Here is a 19,719-nt window from a genome sequence, read left to right on the forward strand (position 1 = left end):
CAGCGCAGACCTGATCGGGAGAGGACGCGGTCGGCCGGTCCCGGGACGGGTCGTCGACCGGGGCGAACTGCTCGCGGTCGGGTGGTCGGACTCGGCTGTCACCCGCGCCGTGCGCGCGGGCCGCCTCATCCGGCTGCGCGAAGGGCAGTTCACCAGCGCCGACGCCACGCCCGCACTCCTGGCCGAGGCAGCGGTCCGTGCCTGCCGCGGCACCGCAATCAGTCATCGGAGCGCGTTTCCGCCGCACGCGCTGCCGCTCGTCGGAGTGGCGCCCAGGTATCCGGAGATCACGACCGTCCCACGCGGCACCGGCCACGTCCGAGGCGCGCTGCTCCACCGCGCGGCGCTGCCGCCCGGCCACGTCGTCGACCTGGACGGGCTGCCTGTCACGTCCGTCGCCCGCACCCTCATCGACGTCGCCCGGTCCCGTCCGCTCGTGACGGCCGTGGCCGCGATCGACGCTGCGTTGCACCGGCACATCGTGACCGAGGACGAACTCGACGACGTCGTCCTCACCTGCTGGAACTGGCCGGGAATCCGGCGTGCGCAGCGCGCGCTTCGCCTGGCCGACGGTCGAGCCGAGTCGCCTCTCGAGTCCGTCAGCCGACTGGTCGTCCGGTGGCTCGGGCTGCCGGCGCCCGACATCCAGCCTCTGGTCCTCGACGAGCGTGGCGTCGCCATCGCGCGGCTGGACTTCTACTGGGACGAGTTCGGCGTCGCCGGCGAGGCGGACGGTCGAGCGAAGTACGTCGACCGGGACGTCCTCACGAGCGAGAAGGACCGGCAGGAGGACGTCAGCGATCTCGGCATCGAGTTCGCGAGGTGGCAGTGGTGGCACGCCACCCATCGGAACGCCCTGCGCGGCAAGATCGAGCGCGCGTTCCAGCGGGGAGCCGCCCGCCAGCGATCAGGTCTTCCCCGCAGATGGTCGATTCAGCGGACGGAACCGGTGAACTGGGGCGCAAACCTGATCCGCCTGCCGCCCGACCGACCGTCTCGAGCGCAAACCTGATCCACCTGCCGCCCGACCGACCGTCTCGAGCGCAAACCTGATCGGGCCGGCCCCGGACGAGCGCCTACAGCAGGCCGGCCTCGCGCATGCCCTTGAGCGTGGGCTTGATGACGGCGGTGGGCTGGGCCGAGACGGCGTCGATGGTCTTGAGGCCGTCGCCGGTGTTGTAGACGACCGTCTCCTTGGACGTGTCGATGCGTCCCTGCTCGGCGAGCTTCTTCAGCACGGCCACCGTCACGCCGCCGGCGGTCTCGGCGAAGACGCCGGTGGTGCGGGCGAGCAGCCGGATGCCCTCGCGGATCTCGTCGTCGCTCACGGACGCCATCGCGCCGCCGGTGGAGCGGACGGCGTCCAGGGCGTACGGACCGTCCGCCGGGTTGCCGATGTTGAGCGACTTGGCGATGCCGGTGGGGCGCACCGGGATCACCTCGTCGACACCGTCCGCGAACGCGGTGGCGATCGGCGAGCAGCCGGCCGACTGGGCGCCGAACACGGTCCACGAGGCGGGCTCGACCAGTCCCGCCCCGGTGAGTTCCTTGAACGCCTTGTGGATCTTCGTGAGCATCGAGCCGGACGCCATCGGCGCGACGTACTGCTCGGGCAGGCGCCAGCCGAGCTGCTCGGCGACCTCGTAGCCGAGAGTCTTGGACCCCTCTGCGTAGTACGGGCGGACGTTCACGTTGACGAAGCCGGTGTCCTCGAACTCGTCGGTCTCGCCCAGCTCCGAGCACAGCCGGTTGACGTCGTCGTACGAACCCTCGATGCCGACCAGGGTGCCCCCGTAGACGGCGGTCTGGGTGATCTTCGCGGCCTCGAGGTCGGCGGGCACGAACACGATGGACGGCATGCCGATGCGCGCGGCGTGCGCGGCGACCGAGTTGGCCAGGTTGCCGGTGGAGGCGCACGCGATGCGGGTGAAGCCGAGCTCGCGCGCGGCGGTGATCGCCACCGACACGACGCGGTCCTTGAAGGAGTGCGTCGGGTTCGCGGAGTCGTCCTTGATCCACACCGGCGCGGTGAAACCGAGCTCGTCGGCGAGCCGGTCGGCGCGGATGAGCGGCGTCATGCCGGTGCCGGAGTCGACACGCGTGGCGGGATCCTGACCGACGGGCAGCAGCCCGGAGTAGCGCCACAGCGAGTGCGGTCCGGCGGCGATGTCGGCGTGGGTCACGCGGGCGAGGGCGGCGGGGTCGTACCCGATCTCCAGCGGACCCCAGCACTCGAGACACGCGTGCTGCGCGCCGAGGGGATATTCCGCGAGACAGTTGCGGCAGACGAGTCCGGACGCCGGCGACGGCGAGGTGGGACGGTCGATGACAGCGGTCATGGTCGAGGCCTTTCTCCTCATCTTCCCCGCGCGGAGTTCGCGCGAGCCGGAGTTGGCACCTGCGCACGGTGGCCTCGACCTGGTCGAGTCGTCGTGGTGGTTGCCGGGGCTTCGTCGGGCCGGTCCCTCTGCCCCTCTGGATGAGCGGTGCTCTTCAGTTGTCGTGCCGCGCCATCTTCGCACAGCCCGCGGGGTGCCTCAGCCGGGCTGGTAGTCGCTCGTGAGGACGACCACGATCGGGCCCGCCGGAAGCTCGGGGAACCTCTCGGCCACGCGCTGGATCGCGGGGAACTGCTGCTGCAACCGTTCGGCGGCCGCCTTGGACCCGTCGACGGACGGGTCGTAGTACGCGCAGGTCGACAGGATGTCGTTGACGAGGTTGCCGGTGTCGGTGACCGTCCACCCGCCGCCGCGGAACTGCTGCGCGGCCTGCGAGGCCAGGCCGGTCTGCTGCGTGTTGTTCAGGACGACCAGCGGCAGCTTCTGCGCCGTGGAGGGCGACGAGCTGCCGAGACTCAGCGTCGGGCCGTTCGGACGGGGGCTGCTGCTCGACGCGGACGACGACCGGGTGGACGTGGTGGGAGCAGGCGTCGACGAGGACGCACTCGACGACGGGGCGGCGACGCCCTTGCCGGAGTGCTCCGTGGGCCGCGTGATCGCGATGACGGCGACGACCGCGACCGCGACCCCGAGAACGGCCAGGACGATGCCGGTGATGCGTTCTCGTTGCCTGCGGCGCGCTTGCTGCCGCGCGACGCGTCCGTGCTTCTCGCTCAGTTCCTAGACCTCGATACCCAGACGACGTGCCGACCGCTGCCGCTGCCGGCTCGCGCGCAATCGTCGCAGACGCTTCACCAGCATCGGATCGGCGGCCAGGGCGGTCGGGGTGTCGATCAAGGCGTTGAGCACCTGGTAGTAGCGCGTGGCCGACATGTCGAACAGCTCGCGGATGGCCTGTTCCTTGGCGCCGGCGTACTTCCACCACTGCCGTTCGAAGGCGAGGATCTCGCGGTCGCGGCGGGTCAGGCCGTCGTCCGGCTCGTCGGTGTCACCGGCTCCGGCGGCGGCGTGCGCGGACTGCATGCTGGCGGACTCCCTGGATGTCGGACAGCTGTCGAACGGCGGAACTCGGGCGAATGCCACGCGTGTAATTCCTGTGGCCATTCAACCACGGTCGCCCGGCGCAACCGGCGCACGCCGCGCCTGTGGACGGGCGGCGCCGCGGCCCGCGGTTGTCCACAGGCGGACGCTCGCGCGCCCCGCCGGCCGTCACGACGCGGCAGGCTCGGCTCATGGGAGAAGCGGCGGTGTACGCGCTGATGACCGAGCAGCGGGCGGCGTTGCTCGACGCCGCCGCGGCCGAGGCGCACCGGTGGGCCGCCGCGCTCACCACGGGCGTCGCGACGGCGTCGGGGTGGGACGGACCGGCGGCCGGCGCCTTCCGCCACGCCTCTGCCGGGCTGCTCTCCCGGCTGCGCGGCACGGCGGACGAACTCGCGGCCGCCGCTGCCGCGCTGCGGCGTCACGCCCTGACCGTCCGCGCCGAGGACGCCGAACGGGAGGCCCGAGCGCGACGCGCTCTCGAGCAGGCCCAGCGGCGGGTGCGCCACGGGCTCACCACGGCCCTCGACCCGCTGGGGCTGCTGTCGTGACCGCGCCCGTGATCTCCGGCGGAGCGGGCGGCATCACCGCGAACCGGGCGACCATCGACCACCTGGCGACGCTGCACGACGCGGCCGCGGGGTCGTTGCTGATCGAGGGCCTGCGGTTGCGGCCCGCGTTCGACGGTGACCCCTCCGGCGGACTGCTGGGCCCGGCGCTGCTCGACCCGGCCGGGCCGGCAACGCTGCGGCGCGCTGCGGACGCGGTCGCGACGCTGGCGGCCGTCGCGCGCGACATCGGCGAGACGGCCGTCAAGCTGCGCGCCGCGGCCGAGGGGTACCCGTGGGACGGATCGGTGCTCGATTTCGGCCCGGGTCACGTGCTGCGCGGGCTGCTCGGCAGTCTCGACGCGCTCGGTCCGCTCGGCAGGCCCGCGGCCGGCATGTTCGGCGGCGGCCGCGACCCCGACGGGCGCATCGCGGGACTCGACCCCGAGACCGTCGACCTGGTCGCGTCCCTGAGCGGCACCGCGCAGCTGTCCGCGTTCGCCGCGCAGGGGTCCGACGGCACCGGCGTCGCGCTGCCGGGGTCCGTCGCCCAGGCACCGGCGCCACGCACCCTCGCCGACGTCGTCGCGGGGCTCGCCGACGTCGACCGCGACGGCACGCCCGGCGGCATCGACGTCCGCATCGTCATCGGCCCGGACGGCCGGCGCGCCGCGATCGTCGACATCACCGGGACCCGCACCTGGACGTCCGGCGGACGCGACGTCGCCGACCTCGCGACGAACGCCCGCGGCCTCGTCGGCCGGCCCACCGCCTACGCCCAGGGGGTCCTGGCGGCCATGCGGCAGGCGGGCGTCCGCCGCGGGGATGCGGTCATGGTGGTCGGCCACAGCCAGGGCGGCCTGGTCGCGGTCGACGTCGCCCGCCAGGCGACCCGCAGCGGCGACTTCCACGTCACCCACGTGGTGACGGCCGGGTCGCCGATCGGGCTCACCGTCGGCGCGCTGCCGCCGACGGTGCGGGTGCTCGCGCTCGAGAACGACCGCGACCTGGTGCCCCGCCTCGACCACCGGGCGAACCCCGACCGTCCGAACGTCACCACCGTCAGCGGACGCCAGGGCGACGGGTCGGTGGGCGGCGATCACGACCTCGACGACAGCTACGTCCCCCTGGCCGGCCGCGCCCAGGCGGCGGGCAGCCGCTCGGTGCGCGACTTCGTCGACAGCGCGGGCGCGTTCCTCGGCGGGCTGCACGTCACCCAGCACGCGTTCACGGTCGAGCGGCACCGATGACCGGCCGGCAGCGGCGCTGGGCGGCCGCTGTACGTCGCTTCGTGAGCTTGTGTCACGCCTGTGGCGTCGGCCACGATCGGTTCCATGCTCGGGCTCATGCAGGACCACCCGCTGACCATCAACTGGATCTACTCGCGCGCGCAGCGCTTCTACCCCGAGCGGGAGGTCGTGACACGCACCGCCACCGGTGCGCTCGAGCGCTCCACGTTCGCCGACGTGTGCGCCGACGCGCGCAAGGTGGCCGGCTACCTCGACTCGATCGGCGTCTCCGCGGACGGCCGGGTGGGCACCTTCGCCTGGAACACCGCGCGGCACCTCGCGCTGTACCTCGCGATCCCCGGGTCGGGTCGGGTGATGCACACGCTGAACATCCGCTACTTCGCCGAGCAGCTCATCTATACCGTCGACCACGCCCAGGACGAGGTGGTCTTCGTCGACCGTTCACTGGTGCCGCTGTTCGAGAAGTACCTGCCGAAGCTCGACAGCGTGAAGCACGTCGTGGTGATGGACGACGGCGCGGCGGCCGAGGTGCCGGACGATCCGCGCATCGTGCAGTGGTCCGACGTGATCGACGGTGCCGAGCCGGTCGAGTTCGTCGACCGCGTCCAGGACGAACGCCAGGCGGCGGCGCTGTGCTACACGACGGGCACGACCGGCAACCCGAAGGGCGTGCTCTACTCGCACCGCTCGGCGTGGTTGCACTCCAACTCGTGCGGGCTGGTCTCCACGTTCGGCCTGAACGACACCGACCGCACCCTGCCCGTGGTGCCGATGTTCCACGCGAACGCGTGGGGTCTGCCCTACGGCTGCCTCATGGCGGGTTCGGCGATGCTGATGCCCGGACCCGACCTCTCCCCCGACGGCATCCTGCGGCTGCTGCAGGACGAGAAGGCGACGCTGACCGCGGGCGTCCCCACGATCTGGATGGGCCTGCTGCCCAAGCTGCAGGACTACGACCTGTCGCACCTGCGGCAGGTGCTCTGCGGCGGCTCGGCGGTGCCGAAGTCGTTGTCCGAGGGCTTCCGGGAGAAGATCGGCATCCCGATCCTGCAGGCGTGGGGCATGACCGAGACGTCGCCGATCGCCTCCGTCGGCATCATCCGCGGCGAGTTCGCCGACGCCCCCGAGGAGCAGAAGGCCGACCTGCGTGCCACCGCGGGCATCGCCCCGCCCGGTGTCGAGCTGCGCATCATGGACGCCGGCCAGGAGCAGCCCTGGGACGACCGGGCCACGGGCGAGCTCGAGGCGCGCGGCCCGTGGATCGCCAAGCAGTACTACCGCACCGACGAGCCGGGCGAGCAGTTCTCCGACGACGGCTGGCTGCGCACCGGCGACGTCGCCGCGATCTCCTCGTACGGCTACGTACGGCTGGTCGACCGCACCAAGGACCTGGTGAAGTCCGGCGGCGAGTGGATCAGCTCCGTCGAGCTCGAGAACGCGATCATGAGCCATCCGAAGGTCGCCGAGGCGGCGGTCATCGCCGTGCCCCACCCGAAATGGGCTGAACGACCGCTCGCCTGCGTCGTCCTCGAGCCGGGGCAGGAGGCCACCCGGGAGGAGATCCTGGAATTCGTCGCCGGAAAGCTCACGAAGTGGCAGGTGCCTGACGATGTTGTGTTCATCGACGAGGTGCCGAAGACCTCGGTGGGCAAGTTCAGCAAGAAGTCGCTGCGCGAGAAGTTCGGTGACCACCAGCTGCCCACCGCCTGAGCACACGCGGCGCGGCGCGCCCGTCCGGGGATCATCCGACGGGTTGCCCGGGAAAGTCCGATCCGTCCGCGTGTCGCAACACGAGACACTCTTGTCACACCAGTAACGTGGATGGTTTGATCATCTCACCCCCGCTCCCGGGGGTGGGCGTGTTGCGTATCCCCCCTCCGGCGCACCGTCCCCGACGACTGCGGTTTTCCCCCGCACCACAGCCGACGGGATCGTCATGGCATCACCGCTGTTCCGTTTGATCCGCTCCACCCGCTCCCCTCGCAGGTCCCGCCCGGCCCACCCCGATACGTCCGGATCCCCCGCCCGGACGTCCCGTCGTCCACGCCGGGCGCGCCGGGTCACGTCGGTCGTCGCGGTCGCCGTGTCCGTGCTCGCCCTCGCCGCCGCCCAGGGCAGTGGCGTGGCCAGTGCCGCCACCGACCCCTGGGCGCCCTTCGGCGCGGCGAACCCGTTCACCCAGGCCGCCGGCGGCGTCCGCATGACCGGGTGGGCGATCGACCCCAGCGCCGCGACCAAGCCGGTGACGATGTCGGCGTGGGTCGACGGCAAACGCGTCACCACCTTCGTGGCCGACCGGGATCTGCCCGCGCTGGCGAAGAAGCACCCGCGCGCCGGCACGAAGCATGCTTTCGACGCCGTGGTCCCGGCGCCCGAGGGCGCGCGCACCATCTGCGTCCGCGCGATCGACCTGCCCGCGAACAAGACCTCGACCCTGCTGCAGTGCACCGGGATGACGCTCAACTACGGGCCGCGCTCGATGTTCGACCGCCCGACGCTGACACCCGGCCACATCACCCTCTCGGGCTGGGCCGTCGACCCCGACTCGTCGCGCTCGCAGATCCAGGTCGTCACCAGCCTCGACGGCGGGTCGGCGACCACGACGACAGCGTCGCTGCCCCGGACGGACGTCACCAAGGCGCTGGGCGCGTACCCGGGCAACAACCACGGGTTCAAGGTCACCTACCCCGCCTCGCAGGGCACGCACCGGGTGTGCGCGACCGCGACCAACATTAGGTTCGGCAAGAACCAGCCGGTCGGCTGCATGTCCGTCACGCTCGACGACGCCCCGTTCGGACGCTTCGACTCGCTCGCGCAACAGGGCGAGTCGGTCGCGCTGCGCGGCTGGGCGATCGACCGCGACAAGCCGACCTCTCCGGTCACCATGACGATGCGGGTCGACGGCGGCGCCGCGCAGCACTTCGCGGCGAACGCCACCCGTACCGACGTCGCGAAGGTCTACCCGGGCACCGGCAGCGCCCACGGGTTCATCCGCACGCTGTCGCTCGGCGAGGGCAAGCACAGCGTGTGCCTGAGCATGGCGAACGTCGGCTACGGCAGCTCCCGCGCGCTCGGGTGCAGGACGGTCAGCGTCAACCACGCACCGTCCGCCGCGCTGACCGGCCTGACCGCCACCCGCACCGGTTTCGCCTACACCGGCTGGGCGACCGACCCCGACACGACCGCGGCGGTGTCCGTCCGCCTGACCGTCGACGGCCGCACCGCCGCCACCGTCGCGGCCAACAAGGCCGGCGGCCCTCGCCCGGGCCACGCGTTCACCGGGACGCTGCCGAGCACGTCCGGCACGCACAAGGTGTGCGCGATCGCCGTGAACCGCGGCGCGGGCACGAAGAACTCGGCGGCCTCCTGCCGCACCGTCGCGCTGGCGCTCTCACCGCTCGGCGGCCTGACCTCGCTGACCCGCGTCGGTGACGACATCAGGGTCACCGGCTGGGGCTTCGATCCCGACTCGACGGCGGCGGCGAGCGCCGTGATCACCGTCGACGGCAAGGTGGTCGGCACGTACCGCACCGGGGTCACCCGCACCGACGTCGCGAAGCTGTGGCCGTCCGCGGGCACGAAGCGCGGCTTCGCGCCCGTCGTGAAGACCGACGACTGGAAGCACACCGTCTGCGTCACCGTGAAGAACGTCGGCGGCGGCAAGGACCTCTCGCTCGGCTGCAAGCTGATCATCGCCGTCGACCCGAAGGCGCCGGCCGCGCCGACCGGCGTGAAGGCGACCTCCGGCTACGGCTCGTCGACCGTCACCTGGACCGCGCCGACCAACGACGGCGGCGCGCCGCCGTCGAAGTACGTCGTCACCGCGAGCCCGGGTGGCCGTTCGGTCACCGTCTCCGGCACCGTCCGCAGCGCCACCGTCACCGGGTTGTCGAGCAACACCCTCTACACGTTCGGCGTCAGGGCCGTGAACGTCGCCGGCGCGTCCACCGCGGGCGTCTCGACCAGGGTGCGCACGCAGAACGGACCGCCGCCGCAGACCACGCCGGCGCCGGTGTCGACCAGTCGCTACATGCGCAACATCACCTCGTGCACGACCGGCGAGTTCAACGAGATGTACGGCTTCGGCGCGCTCGACGCCCGCAACAACCCGAGCGGCCACAAGTACATGATGTTGCTCGACATCGGTGGCCAGAGCCGCACCTACGGAGGCGTCGTGCTCAGCGCGACGACCCGGTTCGTGAGCTACTCGAACCTGCTGCGGTGCTCGAAGGCGTACGTCGCCGGTTACGCGTCGGCGATGAAGGCGGGCGCCCCGGCGATGATCACCATCGGTGTCAACAACGACATGGACGTCAGCTACCAGACGGGCGTCGACTGGGCGGTCAAGATCGTCAACCCGCTCGTCGCCTACGGCAAGCAGTGGTCCGCGAAGGGCCTGACGATCTCGGGTGCGAACGACATCGAACCCGGCTTCCGCGGGTCCGCGTCGGCGACGCGCAGCTGGCTGTCCGGTTACCTCGCCTCGACCTCGGCCAAGTTCGTGTTCAACGGCTCGGCGGACGGCTGCGCCTGGACCGTCACCAACCGCGGCTGCAACAACGGCTGGTCGATGATCGGGTTGCACTGGATGGCCGGCGGCGCCGCACCCACGCGCATCATCAACCTGCCGCAGGTCTACAACTTCACGATGGCCGACCAGTGGAAGTACATCTCGCTGACCGGCGTCGAGAAGGGGCTGCCGCGCATCGTGTTCGGTGGCCCGCTCACCGAGGTCACCGCCTGCGCGCAGGCGCGCAGCTGCGGCAGCATCTCGGGACCGGCGGCGTGGAAGCGCATGTGGAGCAACCTGCAGTCGCACCCGCGCCTGAAGGTCGGCAGCCTGCCCTACTCCACCGACCTGCGGATCGACTATTGAGCACCCGGCTGCGCCTCGCGGCGCTCGCGCTGGTCGCGGTGAGCGCGGCGGCGTGCTCGTCGTCCGGCGAGGGTGACAGCTCGTCGCCCGCTCCGAGCACGGCGCCGTCGACGGCGCCGTCCAGCGCGCCGACGAGCTCGTCGCCACCGACGAGCAGCGCCCCGTCCACGTCGGCGCCGCCGACCACGTCGTCCGCCCCGACGTCGTCGACCCCGCCGACGAGCAGCAGCGTGCCCTCGTCGACGCCCGTCCCGTCCTCGTCGCCGACCGGGCCGACGTTCGTGACCACGTGCACGAACCTGATCGTCCGCGTCATCCCGGGCGGCGCGGTGCGGGGCGCCGAGATCGCCGGCGTGCAGTACGAGAACAGCAGCAGCCGCTCGTGCACCATCACCGGCGTACCGACGGCTCAGCTGCGGCGCGGCGGACGGGACGTGGGTCCGGTTTCCGAACCGACCAACGCGCCGGTGCGGCCGTACACGCTGGAACCCGGAGCGGTGGGCGAGAGCCTGCTGCAGGACTTCTCGACCTGCAACGCGCCGCTGTCCGACCAGATCCGGGTGACCGTGCCGACCCGCACGGGCAACGCCCTCAAGACTGTCGTCCGGCCGATCCAGCTGCGCGCCTGCACCCTGCGGCTCGCGCCGGTGGGCCGCCAGGGCTGAGCCGTCCGCCCTGCCCGTGTCGGCCCGGTGGGCGGCGGGCAGGATGGATGGACGTGACCGTCCCGTCGAGTTCCACCGCGCCGCCGCGCGCCGACACCGCCCGCAGCACCCGCCTCCTGGTCGTCGCGGCGCTGCTGCTCACCGGGTTGTCGATGCGCACCGCGGTCACGAGCGTCGGCGCCGCTCTCAAGGAACTCGAGGACGGGCTCGACGCGTCGGGCTTCGAGTCGGGCCTCGTCACCACGATGCCGGTGATCGCCTTCGCCGGCATCGGCGTCGTGACGCCCCTGCTGGCGCGCACCTGGGGTCCGCACCGGCTGCTCGTGCTGGGATTGGCGCTCACGACGATCGGACTGGCCACACGTCCGTTCGGGGCGAACGCCCTCGTGTTCGCGGTGATCAGTCTCGCGGCGCTCGCGGGCGCGGCCGTGAGCAACGTGCTGATGCCCAGCCTCGTCAAGCTGCACTTCCCCGATCGCATCGGCACCCTGACCGCCGCCTACACGACGGCGCTCGCCGTCGGCGCGACCGGCGCCGCGGGGCTCACCGTGCCGATCGGCGATGCGGCCGGCAGCTGGCGGGTCGGCCTCGCGACCTGGGCGATCGTCAGCGCGATCGCGATCGTGCCGTGGCTGCCCACCGTGTTCGCCGACCGGCGGGCGTCCGCCGCGCTGCCGGGGCGTGCGGTCAGCCTGCGGGAGATGGCCCGCAGCCGCACCGCGTGGGCACTCGCCATCTTCTTCGGCACCCAGTCCATGCAGGCCTACATCACCTTCGGCTGGTTCCCGCGGTTCCTCACCGACCACGGCGAGAGCGAGGGCACTGCGGGACTCATGCTGGCGGTGCTGTCGGCCCTCTCGATCCCGGTGTCGCTGGCGGTGCCGCGCATCCCGCCACGCCTGCACCGTCCGACGGTCGCGTTCTTCATCGTGTGCCTGCTCGGCGCGTACGTGCTGATGTGCGTCGCGCCGCGCCCGACCGCGTGGGTCTGGATGGTGCTCGCCGGCATCGGGTCCGGCTCGTTCCCGCTCATCCTGACGCTGCTCGGCACGCGCGCCCGTACCCCGGACAGCACCGCCACGCTCTCGGCGTTCGTGCAGACGATCGGTTACGTGATCGCGGGCACCGGACCCCTGCTGTTCGGCGCCCTGTTCGGCGCGACCGGCTCGTGGGCGCTGCCGATGACGGTGCTGTTCGTGGCCGTCGCCGTGATGAGCACGGCGGCCCTGCCGTCGACCACCGGACGGTACGTGGACGACGACCTGAGCGAGGCGGCCCTCAGGCCATCGTGATGGCGTCGAGCCGCTCGCGCAAGAAGTCGGCAGCCACGACCGGCTCGTACGAGTTGGGTTTTCCAACCGGCGGCTGCAGGGCCTCGACCACGGTGTCGCGGTCGGTCTCGTAGAAGTACACGAGGCTGACGAGGTCCTCGTCCGGGGCTTCGGCCTGCGGCGGCAGCACGCGGTGCCGGTTCGACTTCCACCGGTCGCCCGACCACCGGGCGAGCAGGTCGCCGGTGTTGATGGTGAGCGCGTCGGGATGGAACGGCGCGTCGGCCCAGCCGTCCTGCTCGGTCCACACCTGCAGCCCGCCCCGGCCCGGCTCGCGGTCGAGGATGGTCACGGTGCCGAAGTCGGTGTGCGGACCGATGCGGAACTGTCCGGGCTCGGGCGTGCCCGCCACCGCCGCCGGCGGGTACCAGTTGAGGTTCAGCGTGTGGGTCGCCTGCGCGGTGTGGCGGGTGAAGAAGTCCTCGTCCAGGCCCAGCGCCGCGGCGCACAGCCGCAGCAGGTCGTCCGCCAGCGTCTTCATCCGCGCGAGGTGGTCGCGCACGGCGGTCTCGAGCGCCGGGACCTCGTCCGGGAAGACGTTGCGCTGGAACCAGTACCCGTCCAGCGGCGCGGTCGTGTCGTCCGCGCCGACGGAGTACGACTCCTTGAGGTCCGGTGGCGTCTCGGTGCCCTCGGAGTACCCGTTGGCCTCGACGCCGGGCGGCAGCCAGCCGCGCCCGGCGACGGTCACGGCGTACTTCTGCTTGACGTCCGCGGGCAGGGCGAAGAACGCCCGGGACGCCTCGCGCAGTGCCGCACGTGTCTCGGCCGGCACGCGGTGGCCGGTGACGAGCAGGAACCCGACGTCGCGCAGCGCGGCGTCGACATGTGCGGCGACCTCGGCGCGCGCGTCGGCGTCGCCCTCGAACCAGGGCGTCAGGTCGATGGTGGCCATGGGTTCCGTCACGGCGCGTCCTCCCCGATGTCCTCGAACCAGAGTTCCGGACGGGCGGCGATGAAGTCGGTCATGAGCTGCACGCACCGCTCGTCCTCGAGCAACACGACGTCGACGCCGTTCTCGGCCAGCCAGTCGTGCCCGCCGGAGAACGTCTTCGCCTCGCCGATGACGACCCGGCTGATGCCGAACTGCCGCACCAGCCCGCTGCAGTACCAGCACGGCGACAGCGTGGTGACCATGGTGGTGCCGCGGTAGGTGCGCTGCCGTCCGGCGTTGCGGAACGCGTCCGTCTCGCCGTGGATCGACGGGTCGTCCTGCTGCACGCGGCGGTTGTGACCCCGCCCCAGCACGGTGCCGTCGGCCCCGACCAGCGCGGCTCCGATGGGGATGCCCCCTTCGTCGAGCCCGGCGCGGGCCTCCTCGACGGCGACGTCCAACCAGGAGAGGAACTCGGCGTGGCTCACGACGCCAGTGTCTTCGAGGCCGCCGCGTCGCTCGCCGCCGGGGTGACCCGCTGCCGCAGCGGCTTGTAGAGCACGGCGTACACGATTGCCGCGACGACGAACCCGACCTCGAAGGTGAGGTCACCGACGGACGGGACGTTCTTCGGCACGACCGCGACGAAGTCGGCCTGGTTGGAGAACAGCGGGATCGACACCGCCATGCCGACGGCCATGGCGATGAAACCGGCCCAGTTGCGGTTGGCCGGGGTGTCACCGAGCAGCGGGGTGAGGTCCTGGCCCCGCCGCAGCAGCCGGTCGATGAGCACGACCCCCAGCCACGGACCGATCCAGTACGCGATGATCAGCAGGAACTGCTCGTAGTCGGCGGCGGCGTTGTCCAGGGCCGAAAGCGCGACGAAGAACCCGGCGACGCCGAAGGCGAGGGCGACCGCCGCCCGCGCGAGCTGGGTCGGCAGTTTCACGCCCACGGCGAGGAACGAGATCGACCCGCTGTAGATGTTGATCGCGTTGGCGGCGACCGCGCCCAGCGCGATGCACAGCAGCGAGAGCTTGCCGAGCCAGGTCGGCAACAGGTCGGTCAGCGAGGTGGGGTCGACCGCGGTGCCGCCCGCGGTGAACACTGCGGCGCCGGCGACCTGCAGCAGCACGCACGGCACGAACACGCCGAGGCCGGCGGCCAGGGCGACGGGCACGCGCGGCGTCTTGGGCTCGAGGTAGCGCGTGTAGTCGGACGCGTACGGGTTCCAGCCCGCGGCGTAGCCGAACGTCGCGCCGACCATGATCAGGAAGCCGCCGAGACCACCGTCGGCGAACGGCTTCGCCGACGAATCGGTCTTGGTCAGCACGATGATGCAGGCGACCAGGAAGACCAGCGCGAGCACCGGGAAGGCGAACCGCTCGAACGCGTGCACCAGGTTGTGACCGAAGAACGCGACGGCGATCTGCACGACCACCACGATGATCAGGCACAGCGGCTTCGGGATCGTGTCGACCAGCGCGTGCAGGGCGAGGGCGCCGCTGACGCTGTTCACCGCGAACCAGCCGACGCTCGCGACGATCGCGTTGATGCCCGCGGGCAGGATGTTGCCGACGAAGCCGAACGCCGTCCGCCCGAGCACCATCTGCGACAGCCCGTGCCTCGGGCCCCACGCCGAGAGGATGCCGTGCGTGATCGAGCCCAGGCCCGTGCCCACGACGACCGCGAGCACCGACTGCCAGAACGTCAGCCCGAAGGCGATCGGGCCCAGGAGGCCCAGGGTGATCGTCGCGAACTCGAGGTTCGGCGACGTCCACGTCCAGAACAGGCCTATCGGCCGTCCGTGCCGCTCGTCGAGCGGGATGGGCTCGACGCCGCCGGGTTCGACGGCGACGACCCGGTCGCCGTAGTGCCGGGAGGGGTCGTCGACGGGTGCGGTCACGTCGGACGTCCGAAGATCAGGGGCAGCCATGGCCGGATCGTGGCAGACGGCGGATGTCAGCGATATTACGAAACGCACAGGTTGACCACTCGGTTTACGGTGCGACCATGCGCGCGCCCGCGGTGACGCCGTCCGCGCGGCCCACCCTGCCCGTCACCGGGGTGCGGTTGTCCCTCTGGCGGGCCGTCGCGTACTTCCGACTCGCCGGGCTCGTCGTCTGTCTCTACCTCATCGTCCGCTGGCAGCCGCTGTACGACCGGGCCCCCGTCGCGCTGGCCGTCGGCGCCGCCATGGCGGTCGTGACCGGGGTGGTCGCGGTGCTCGCGGCCCGCGGTCGGGCCCACCGGCGGACGGTCGTGGTGGCCGACGTCCTGGTCACCGCCGGGCTGACGCTGGCGACGCTGGCCGCGCAGACGACGCCGCAGGAACACGGCGGCATGGTCACGTTGACCACCATCTGGGCCGCCGGTCCCACCATCGAGGCCGCGTTCGTCGCCGGCCCGCTGGGCGGGGTCGCCGCCGGCCTGGTGCAGTACGCGGCCGCGTACACCGTCCGCGGCGGCTACGCGGGCGAGACGCTGTACAGCGGGCTCCTTCTCGCGATCGTCGGCGTCGTGGTCGGCCTGCTCACCCGCTACGTGGTGCGCGCCGAGCACGAACTGCAGGCGGCGGCCGCCGAGCGGGCCGCGCTCGCCGAGCGCGAGCGGCTGGCCCGCTCGATCCACGACGGCGTGCTGCAGGTGCTCGGGCTCGTCCACCGCACCGGGCGGGACGAGGGCGGGCGCTGGGCCGCGCTGGCCGACGCCGCCGCCGAGCAGGAGGCGGCGCTGCGCGGCCTCATCACCTCTCGCCCGGACGAGGGCGTGATCGGCGAACGCGACCTCGCCGACGACCTGCGGACGCTGCGCTCGGGCACCGTGACCGTGTCGGTGCCCGGCTCGCCCGTGGTGGTGCCGGCCGCGGCGGCACGTGGGATCACGGACGCGGTGCGCGCCGCGCTGCACAACGTCGAGGTGCACGCGAGCCCGGACGCGAAGGCGTGGGTACTCCTGGAGGCGCTGGGCGACGAGGTCGTCGTGACGGTGCGCGACGACGGTCCCGGCTTCGCGACGGGGCGCCTCGAGCAGGCAGCCGCGGACGGGCGGATCGGGGTCGCCCGCTCGATCCGGGGCCGCATCGAGGACCTCGGCGGGCAGTGCACGATCACGTCCGCACCGGGTCAGGGAACGGAGATCGAGATGACGGTGCCGCTGCGATGAGCGACTTCCGCACAGCGAACCCGAGGAACACCGACGCGACCGAGGTCGTCCCGGAATCCCCTGACGGCGCCGGGGTCCGGGTGGTGCTCGTCGACGACCACCCGATCTGGCGCGACGCGCTCGAACGCGATCTCGCCGAGGCCGGTTACGACGTGGTCGGAACCTTCGGCGACGCCGAGTCGGCGGTGCGGACGGCACCGGCCGTCCGTCCGGACGTCGTGCTGATGGACCTGCAGCTGCCCGGCATGTCCGGGGTCGAGGCGACCGCGGCGCTGGTGGCGGGCGACCCGTCCGTCCGCATCCTGATGTTCTCGCAGTCCGGGGAGGACGCCGACGTGCTCGCGGCGATGAAGGCCGGCGCCCGCGGTTACCTGGTGAAGTCGGCTGCGCGTGACGACCTGCTCACCGCTGTCGCGCGGACGGCCCAGGGACGCGCCACGTACTCGCCCGGCCTGGCCGCGCTGGTGCTGGGCGAGTACCGCCGCATCGACCGGGAGGAGCCGTCCCCGGCGGCCGTGCTCACCGACCGTGAGACGCAGGTGCTGAAGCAGATCGCGACGGGACAGTCGGCGAAGGCGATCGCCGAGCGGCTCGGCATCTCGTACCGCACCGTGCAGAACCACGTGCAGAACACGCTGCAGAAGCTGCAGCTGCACAACCGGGTCGAGCTGACCCGTTGGGCCGTCGAGCACGGCATCGCCGACTGACGTCCCTCCGGACAACTTCTGGCGCCCTGACGCCGTATGCCGCGTCAGGGCGCCACAAGTGACGAGAGGGTGGGGGTCAGCCCAGGTACTTCTCCCACGGACCGGTGATGGCGAACGTGTAGCCCGGGGTCTGCATGTTCACGAACAGCGTGCGGCCGTCGGGCGAGAACGTCGGACCGGTGAACTCGCTGTCGTTGAGCTCGTTGCGGGCGATCGCATAGGTCGGGCCGTTGGGCACCGAGCTGAGCACGTGCGAGGCGCCGACGCCGTCCTCGGCGAGCACGAGGCTGCCCCAGGGCGTGACGGTGACGTTGTCGGGACCGTCGAACGTCATGTCGCTGTACTTCGGCGTGACCGAGCCCTCGGCCTGCGCCTGGTGCGGGAAGTACGTCACCAGCTTGATCGTCTCGGCCTTGTAGTCGTAGAACCAGACCAGGCCGTCGTGCTTGACGGCGTCGGCCGGCAGGTCCGCGGCACCGAAGGCGAAGCTGTTGACGACGTAGGCGCCGTGGTCGGTGCCGAAGACGCCCTCGAACTTCTTGCCGCGGGTCACCTGACCGTCGGTGAACTGCTTGCGGACGGACACGGAGGCCGCGTCGCGGTCGGGGACCTCGACCCACTCGACCTTGAACGGACGGCCGAGCTGCGCCGAGGTGATGTAGGCGACGTCGGGCAGGACGCTGCCGTCGTCCAGGACGATCTTCATCGCCTCGAGCACGCCGGCCTTGGGGCCGAGCTGGTTGGCGATGCCGGCGCCGAGCTTGACGCCCTTGGGGGCGGTCCAGCGGTAGAACAGGCCGTTCGGGCCGCTGGCGTCCTCGGACAGGTAGACGCGGGTGCGGTCGGGGCTGACGGCCAGCGCCTCGTGGGCGTAGCGGCCGAACGCCTTGATCGGCTTGGGCAGCTGCCGGGTCGAGGCCTCGGCGAAGACCTCGAAGACGTAGCCGTGGTCCTTCTGGTAGGTCCCCGACCGGTCGCCCTTGGTCCAGGTGGTGCCGGCCTTGGTCTCGGTCTCCTCGCAGGTCAGCCAGCTGCCCCACGGGGTGTGCCCACCGGCGCAGTTGGTGAGCGTGCCGGAGATGCCGACCCACTCGCCGAGGTTGCGACCGTCGCGGTCGACCTCGATGACGGTGCAGCCGCCGGCGTTGTCGGCGCCGCGGTCGTAGACGGTGCCGCGCACGTGCGGAACACCGAACTCGTTGCCGTACGAGGTGAGCTCGTGGTTCTGGACGAGGCGGGTGCGGCCCTTGGACGCCGCGAAGGCGTGGGTGCCGTCGTGCGCGCCCGGGGTCTTGCCGCCGCCGTCGAGCTCGGTCTTCCCCGTCTCGGTGACGATGCGGTACGAGAAGCCGGCGGGCAGGGCGAGCAGCCCGTCCGGGTCGGCCTGCAGCGGCGGGAAGGGCGGGTTGTCCCGCTGCGGCTTCGGCGGCTTCGGCGGCTTCGGGGCCTTGCCCTGCGGCGCCGGGGCCGCGAGCGCGTCCGAGCTGAGGGCGGGGATGGTGCCCGCGACGGCGAGGCCGACGCCTGCGGCTCCACCGGTGAGGATCTGACGCCGGGATACGGCCATGTCCTGGTACTCCTGGGTGTCGGGTGGTTCGGACCGTTCGTGCCGCACAGGACACTCGGGGCGGAAGGTGACGAACGGGTGAAGACCGTCCGGCCGCAGGGCCGACACAGCCTGTGAATCGGGTAAGCGACTAACCCGCCCTGCGCACGCGCGACGCGTCCGGCGCCGTAAGGACGCGGTCGTAGTGGCCGAGCAGCTCGTCCGTCACCCGTTCCCAGGTGCGGTGCTCGACGGACGGACGGGCCCGTGCCGCCAGGCGGGCCAGCCCGGCGCGGTCGTCGCCCAGCTCGCTCACCTGCGCGGCCAGCGTGCCGGGGTCGCCGCCGGCCCAGAGCAGCCCGTTGTCGCCGTGACGGACGAGGTCGAGCGGTCCGCCGGCCGCGGTGGCGATCACCGGGACACCCGCGCAGAGGGCTTCCTGCACGACCTGGCAGAACGTCTCGTCCGCGCCTGGATGCACCAGCAGGTCGAGCGAGGCGACGGCGCGACCGAGCTCTTCCCCGGTCAGCTGACCGGTGAAGTGGGCGCGGGGCATGACCCGTTCGAGCGCGGCGCGTTTCGGCCCGTCGCCCACGACGACGAGCCGCACGCCCGGCATCCGGCTGATCGGGGCGAGCAGGTGCACCCGCTTCTCGGGCGCGAGCCGTCCGACGAAACCGACGACGAGATCGCCGCCCGGGGCGCGGTCGCGCCGACGGGGGTGGAACAGCGAGGTGTCGACACCCCGCTGCCACAGCGCGAGCGGCCCGATCCCCTGCTGCCGCAGTTGGTAGGCCGACGCGCTCGACGGCACCAGCGTGAGGCCTGCGGCGTTGTGGATGCTGCGCAACCGGTTCCACACGAACGTCGCGCGCAGCGGCACGTGGTAACGCCGCGCGAAGGCCGAGAGGTCGGTCTGCCAGACAGCGACAGTAGGAATTCCCAACTCGGTGGCGGCGCGCACAGCTGCAGCGCCCAGCACGGCGGGCGAGGCCAGATGGACGACGTCCGGACGCAGCCGGGCCAGGGTGTCGCGCAGGTCGACCCCTGGGCGGGCGATCTCCAGCCCGCGGTACCCCGGCAACCGGGTCGACGGCACGGTGACGACGTCGACGGCGTGACCGCGGGCGGTGAGGTAGGCCGTGCCGCTCGGCGCGACCACGACGGGCCGGTGGCCGCGGCCGGCGAGCTGGTCGGCGACCTGTCTGACCGAGTTCACGACGCCGTTCACGGCGGGGGTGAAGGTCTCGGCGATCAACGCGATGCGCACGTTTCCTCACGGTGGGGTCGCCGACCGTCCACCCCGCGGACACGACA

18 protein-coding genes and 1 riboswitch are annotated in these 19,719 nt (G+C 72.1%); of the genes, 10 read left to right on the forward strand and 8 right to left on the reverse strand.

The annotated features are described in order from the left end of the window. The first annotated feature begins 109 nt into the window (after nucleotides 1-109). Nucleotides 110-1,012, forward strand: a complete 903-nt coding sequence (locus tag ACYVP9_RS09610) for a hypothetical protein (RefSeq protein ID WP_460604567.1) — start codon at nucleotides 110-112, stop codon at nucleotides 1,010-1,012. Between the two features lie 64 nt (nucleotides 1,013-1,076). Here the strand turns inward: ACYVP9_RS09610 and thrC are convergent, their stop codons facing one another. Next, entirely contained in the window at nucleotides 1,077-2,339 is a 1,263-nt protein-coding gene (gene thrC, locus ACYVP9_RS09615; protein ID WP_460604568.1) for a threonine synthase, read from the reverse strand. A 14-nt stretch (nucleotides 2,340-2,353) separates the two neighbouring features. After that, a riboswitch (SAM riboswitch) is annotated at nucleotides 2,354-2,486 on the reverse strand. A gap of 51 nt (nucleotides 2,487-2,537) precedes the next feature. Further along, on the reverse strand, nucleotides 2,538-2,858 hold the full coding sequence (locus ACYVP9_RS09620) for a LytR C-terminal domain-containing protein (protein WP_460605052.1): 321 nt from the start codon (nucleotides 2,856-2,858) through the stop codon (nucleotides 2,538-2,540). Between ACYVP9_RS09620 and ACYVP9_RS09625 the strand changes: the two genes are divergently transcribed. Further along, nucleotides 2,794-3,123 carry a hypothetical protein gene (locus ACYVP9_RS09625; protein ID WP_460604569.1) on the forward strand — a complete coding sequence of 110 codons (330 nt, stop codon included), beginning with the start codon at nucleotides 2,794-2,796 and terminating at the stop codon, nucleotides 3,121-3,123. The two genes, ACYVP9_RS09620 and ACYVP9_RS09625, sit on opposite strands and share 65 nt — an antisense overlap. Here ACYVP9_RS09625 and ACYVP9_RS09630 read toward each other — a convergent pair. After that, nucleotides 3,120-3,422, reverse strand: a complete 303-nt coding sequence (locus ACYVP9_RS09630) for a DUF3263 domain-containing protein (RefSeq protein ID WP_460604570.1) — start codon at nucleotides 3,420-3,422, stop codon at nucleotides 3,120-3,122. The genes ACYVP9_RS09625 and ACYVP9_RS09630 overlap by 4 nt on opposite strands. Nucleotides 3,423-3,631: 209 nt before the next feature. Between ACYVP9_RS09630 and ACYVP9_RS09635 the strand changes: the two genes are divergently transcribed. The 6 genes from ACYVP9_RS09635 to ACYVP9_RS09660 all read left to right on the forward strand — a co-directional run bounded on the left by ACYVP9_RS09635 (nucleotide 3,632) and on the right by ACYVP9_RS09660 (nucleotide 12,071). Then, on the forward strand, nucleotides 3,632-3,991 hold the full coding sequence (locus ACYVP9_RS09635; protein WP_460604571.1) for a hypothetical protein: 360 nt from the start codon (nucleotides 3,632-3,634) through the stop codon (nucleotides 3,989-3,991). After that, a complete protein-coding gene (locus ACYVP9_RS09640; RefSeq protein ID WP_460604572.1) occupies nucleotides 3,988-5,238 on the forward strand; it encodes a hypothetical protein in 1,251 nt (416 codons plus the stop codon). The genes ACYVP9_RS09635 and ACYVP9_RS09640 overlap by 4 nt, the downstream gene beginning before the upstream one ends. A gap of 84 nt (nucleotides 5,239-5,322) precedes the next feature. Beyond that, entirely contained in the window at nucleotides 5,323-6,948 is a 1,626-nt protein-coding gene (locus ACYVP9_RS09645; RefSeq protein ID WP_460604573.1) for a long-chain fatty acid--CoA ligase, read from the forward strand. A gap of 373 nt (nucleotides 6,949-7,321) precedes the next feature. After that, the gene (locus ACYVP9_RS09650) at nucleotides 7,322-10,114 is read left to right on the forward strand and encodes a fibronectin type III domain-containing protein (RefSeq protein WP_460604574.1); all 2,793 of its coding nucleotides are present in this window, start codon (nucleotides 7,322-7,324) and stop codon (nucleotides 10,112-10,114) included. Then, nucleotides 10,111-10,779: a DUF4232 domain-containing protein gene (locus ACYVP9_RS09655; protein ID WP_460604575.1), complete on the forward strand. Its 669-nt coding sequence runs from the start codon at nucleotides 10,111-10,113 to the stop codon at nucleotides 10,777-10,779. The genes ACYVP9_RS09650 and ACYVP9_RS09655 overlap by 4 nt, the downstream gene beginning before the upstream one ends. A 53-nt stretch (nucleotides 10,780-10,832) precedes the next feature. Then, a complete protein-coding gene (locus tag ACYVP9_RS09660) occupies nucleotides 10,833-12,071 on the forward strand; it encodes an MFS transporter (protein ID WP_460604576.1) in 1,239 nt (412 codons plus the stop codon). Here ACYVP9_RS09660 and ACYVP9_RS09665 read toward each other — a convergent pair. Genes ACYVP9_RS09665 through ACYVP9_RS09675 form a run of 3 tightly spaced genes read right to left on the reverse strand, consistent with a single transcriptional unit; the run spans nucleotide 12,058 to nucleotide 14,920 of the window. Next, on the reverse strand, nucleotides 12,058-13,017 hold the full coding sequence (locus ACYVP9_RS09665) for an isopenicillin N synthase family dioxygenase (RefSeq protein WP_460604577.1): 960 nt from the start codon (nucleotides 13,015-13,017) through the stop codon (nucleotides 12,058-12,060). The two genes, ACYVP9_RS09660 and ACYVP9_RS09665, sit on opposite strands and share 14 nt — an antisense overlap. Further along, nucleotides 13,014-13,472: a nucleoside deaminase gene (locus tag ACYVP9_RS09670; protein ID WP_460604578.1), complete on the reverse strand. Its 459-nt coding sequence runs from the start codon at nucleotides 13,470-13,472 to the stop codon at nucleotides 13,014-13,016. The genes ACYVP9_RS09665 and ACYVP9_RS09670 overlap by 4 nt, the downstream gene beginning before the upstream one ends. Further along, entirely contained in the window at nucleotides 13,469-14,920 is a 1,452-nt protein-coding gene (locus ACYVP9_RS09675; protein ID WP_460604579.1) for a purine-cytosine permease family protein, read from the reverse strand. The genes ACYVP9_RS09670 and ACYVP9_RS09675 overlap by 4 nt, the downstream gene beginning before the upstream one ends. A gap of 77 nt (nucleotides 14,921-14,997) precedes the next feature. Here ACYVP9_RS09675 and macS point away from each other — a divergent pair, with 77 nt between their 5' ends. Together macS and ACYVP9_RS09685 are read left to right on the forward strand one after the other, a co-directional pair. Next, nucleotides 14,998-16,149, forward strand: coding sequence for an ATP-binding protein (gene macS, locus ACYVP9_RS09680; protein WP_460604580.1), 1,152 nt, complete (start codon nucleotides 14,998-15,000; stop codon nucleotides 16,147-16,149). Continuing rightward, nucleotides 16,146-16,856, forward strand: coding sequence for a transcriptional regulator (locus tag ACYVP9_RS09685; protein WP_460604581.1), 711 nt, complete (start codon nucleotides 16,146-16,148; stop codon nucleotides 16,854-16,856). The genes macS and ACYVP9_RS09685 overlap by 4 nt, the downstream gene beginning before the upstream one ends. Nucleotides 16,857-16,932: 76 nt before the next feature. Here the strand turns inward: ACYVP9_RS09685 and ACYVP9_RS09690 are convergent, their stop codons facing one another. Together ACYVP9_RS09690 and ACYVP9_RS09695 are read right to left on the reverse strand one after the other, a co-directional pair. Further along, nucleotides 16,933-18,423: an alkaline phosphatase PhoX gene (locus ACYVP9_RS09690; RefSeq protein ID WP_460604582.1), complete on the reverse strand. Its 1,491-nt coding sequence runs from the start codon at nucleotides 18,421-18,423 to the stop codon at nucleotides 16,933-16,935. A gap of 130 nt (nucleotides 18,424-18,553) precedes the next feature. Further along, nucleotides 18,554-19,672 carry a glycosyltransferase family 4 protein gene (locus tag ACYVP9_RS09695; RefSeq protein WP_460604583.1) on the reverse strand — a complete coding sequence of 373 codons (1,119 nt, stop codon included), beginning with the start codon at nucleotides 19,670-19,672 and terminating at the stop codon, nucleotides 18,554-18,556. Nucleotides 19,673-19,719: the final 47 nt, after the last annotated feature.

The organism is Jatrophihabitans fulvus (assembly GCF_054781375.1).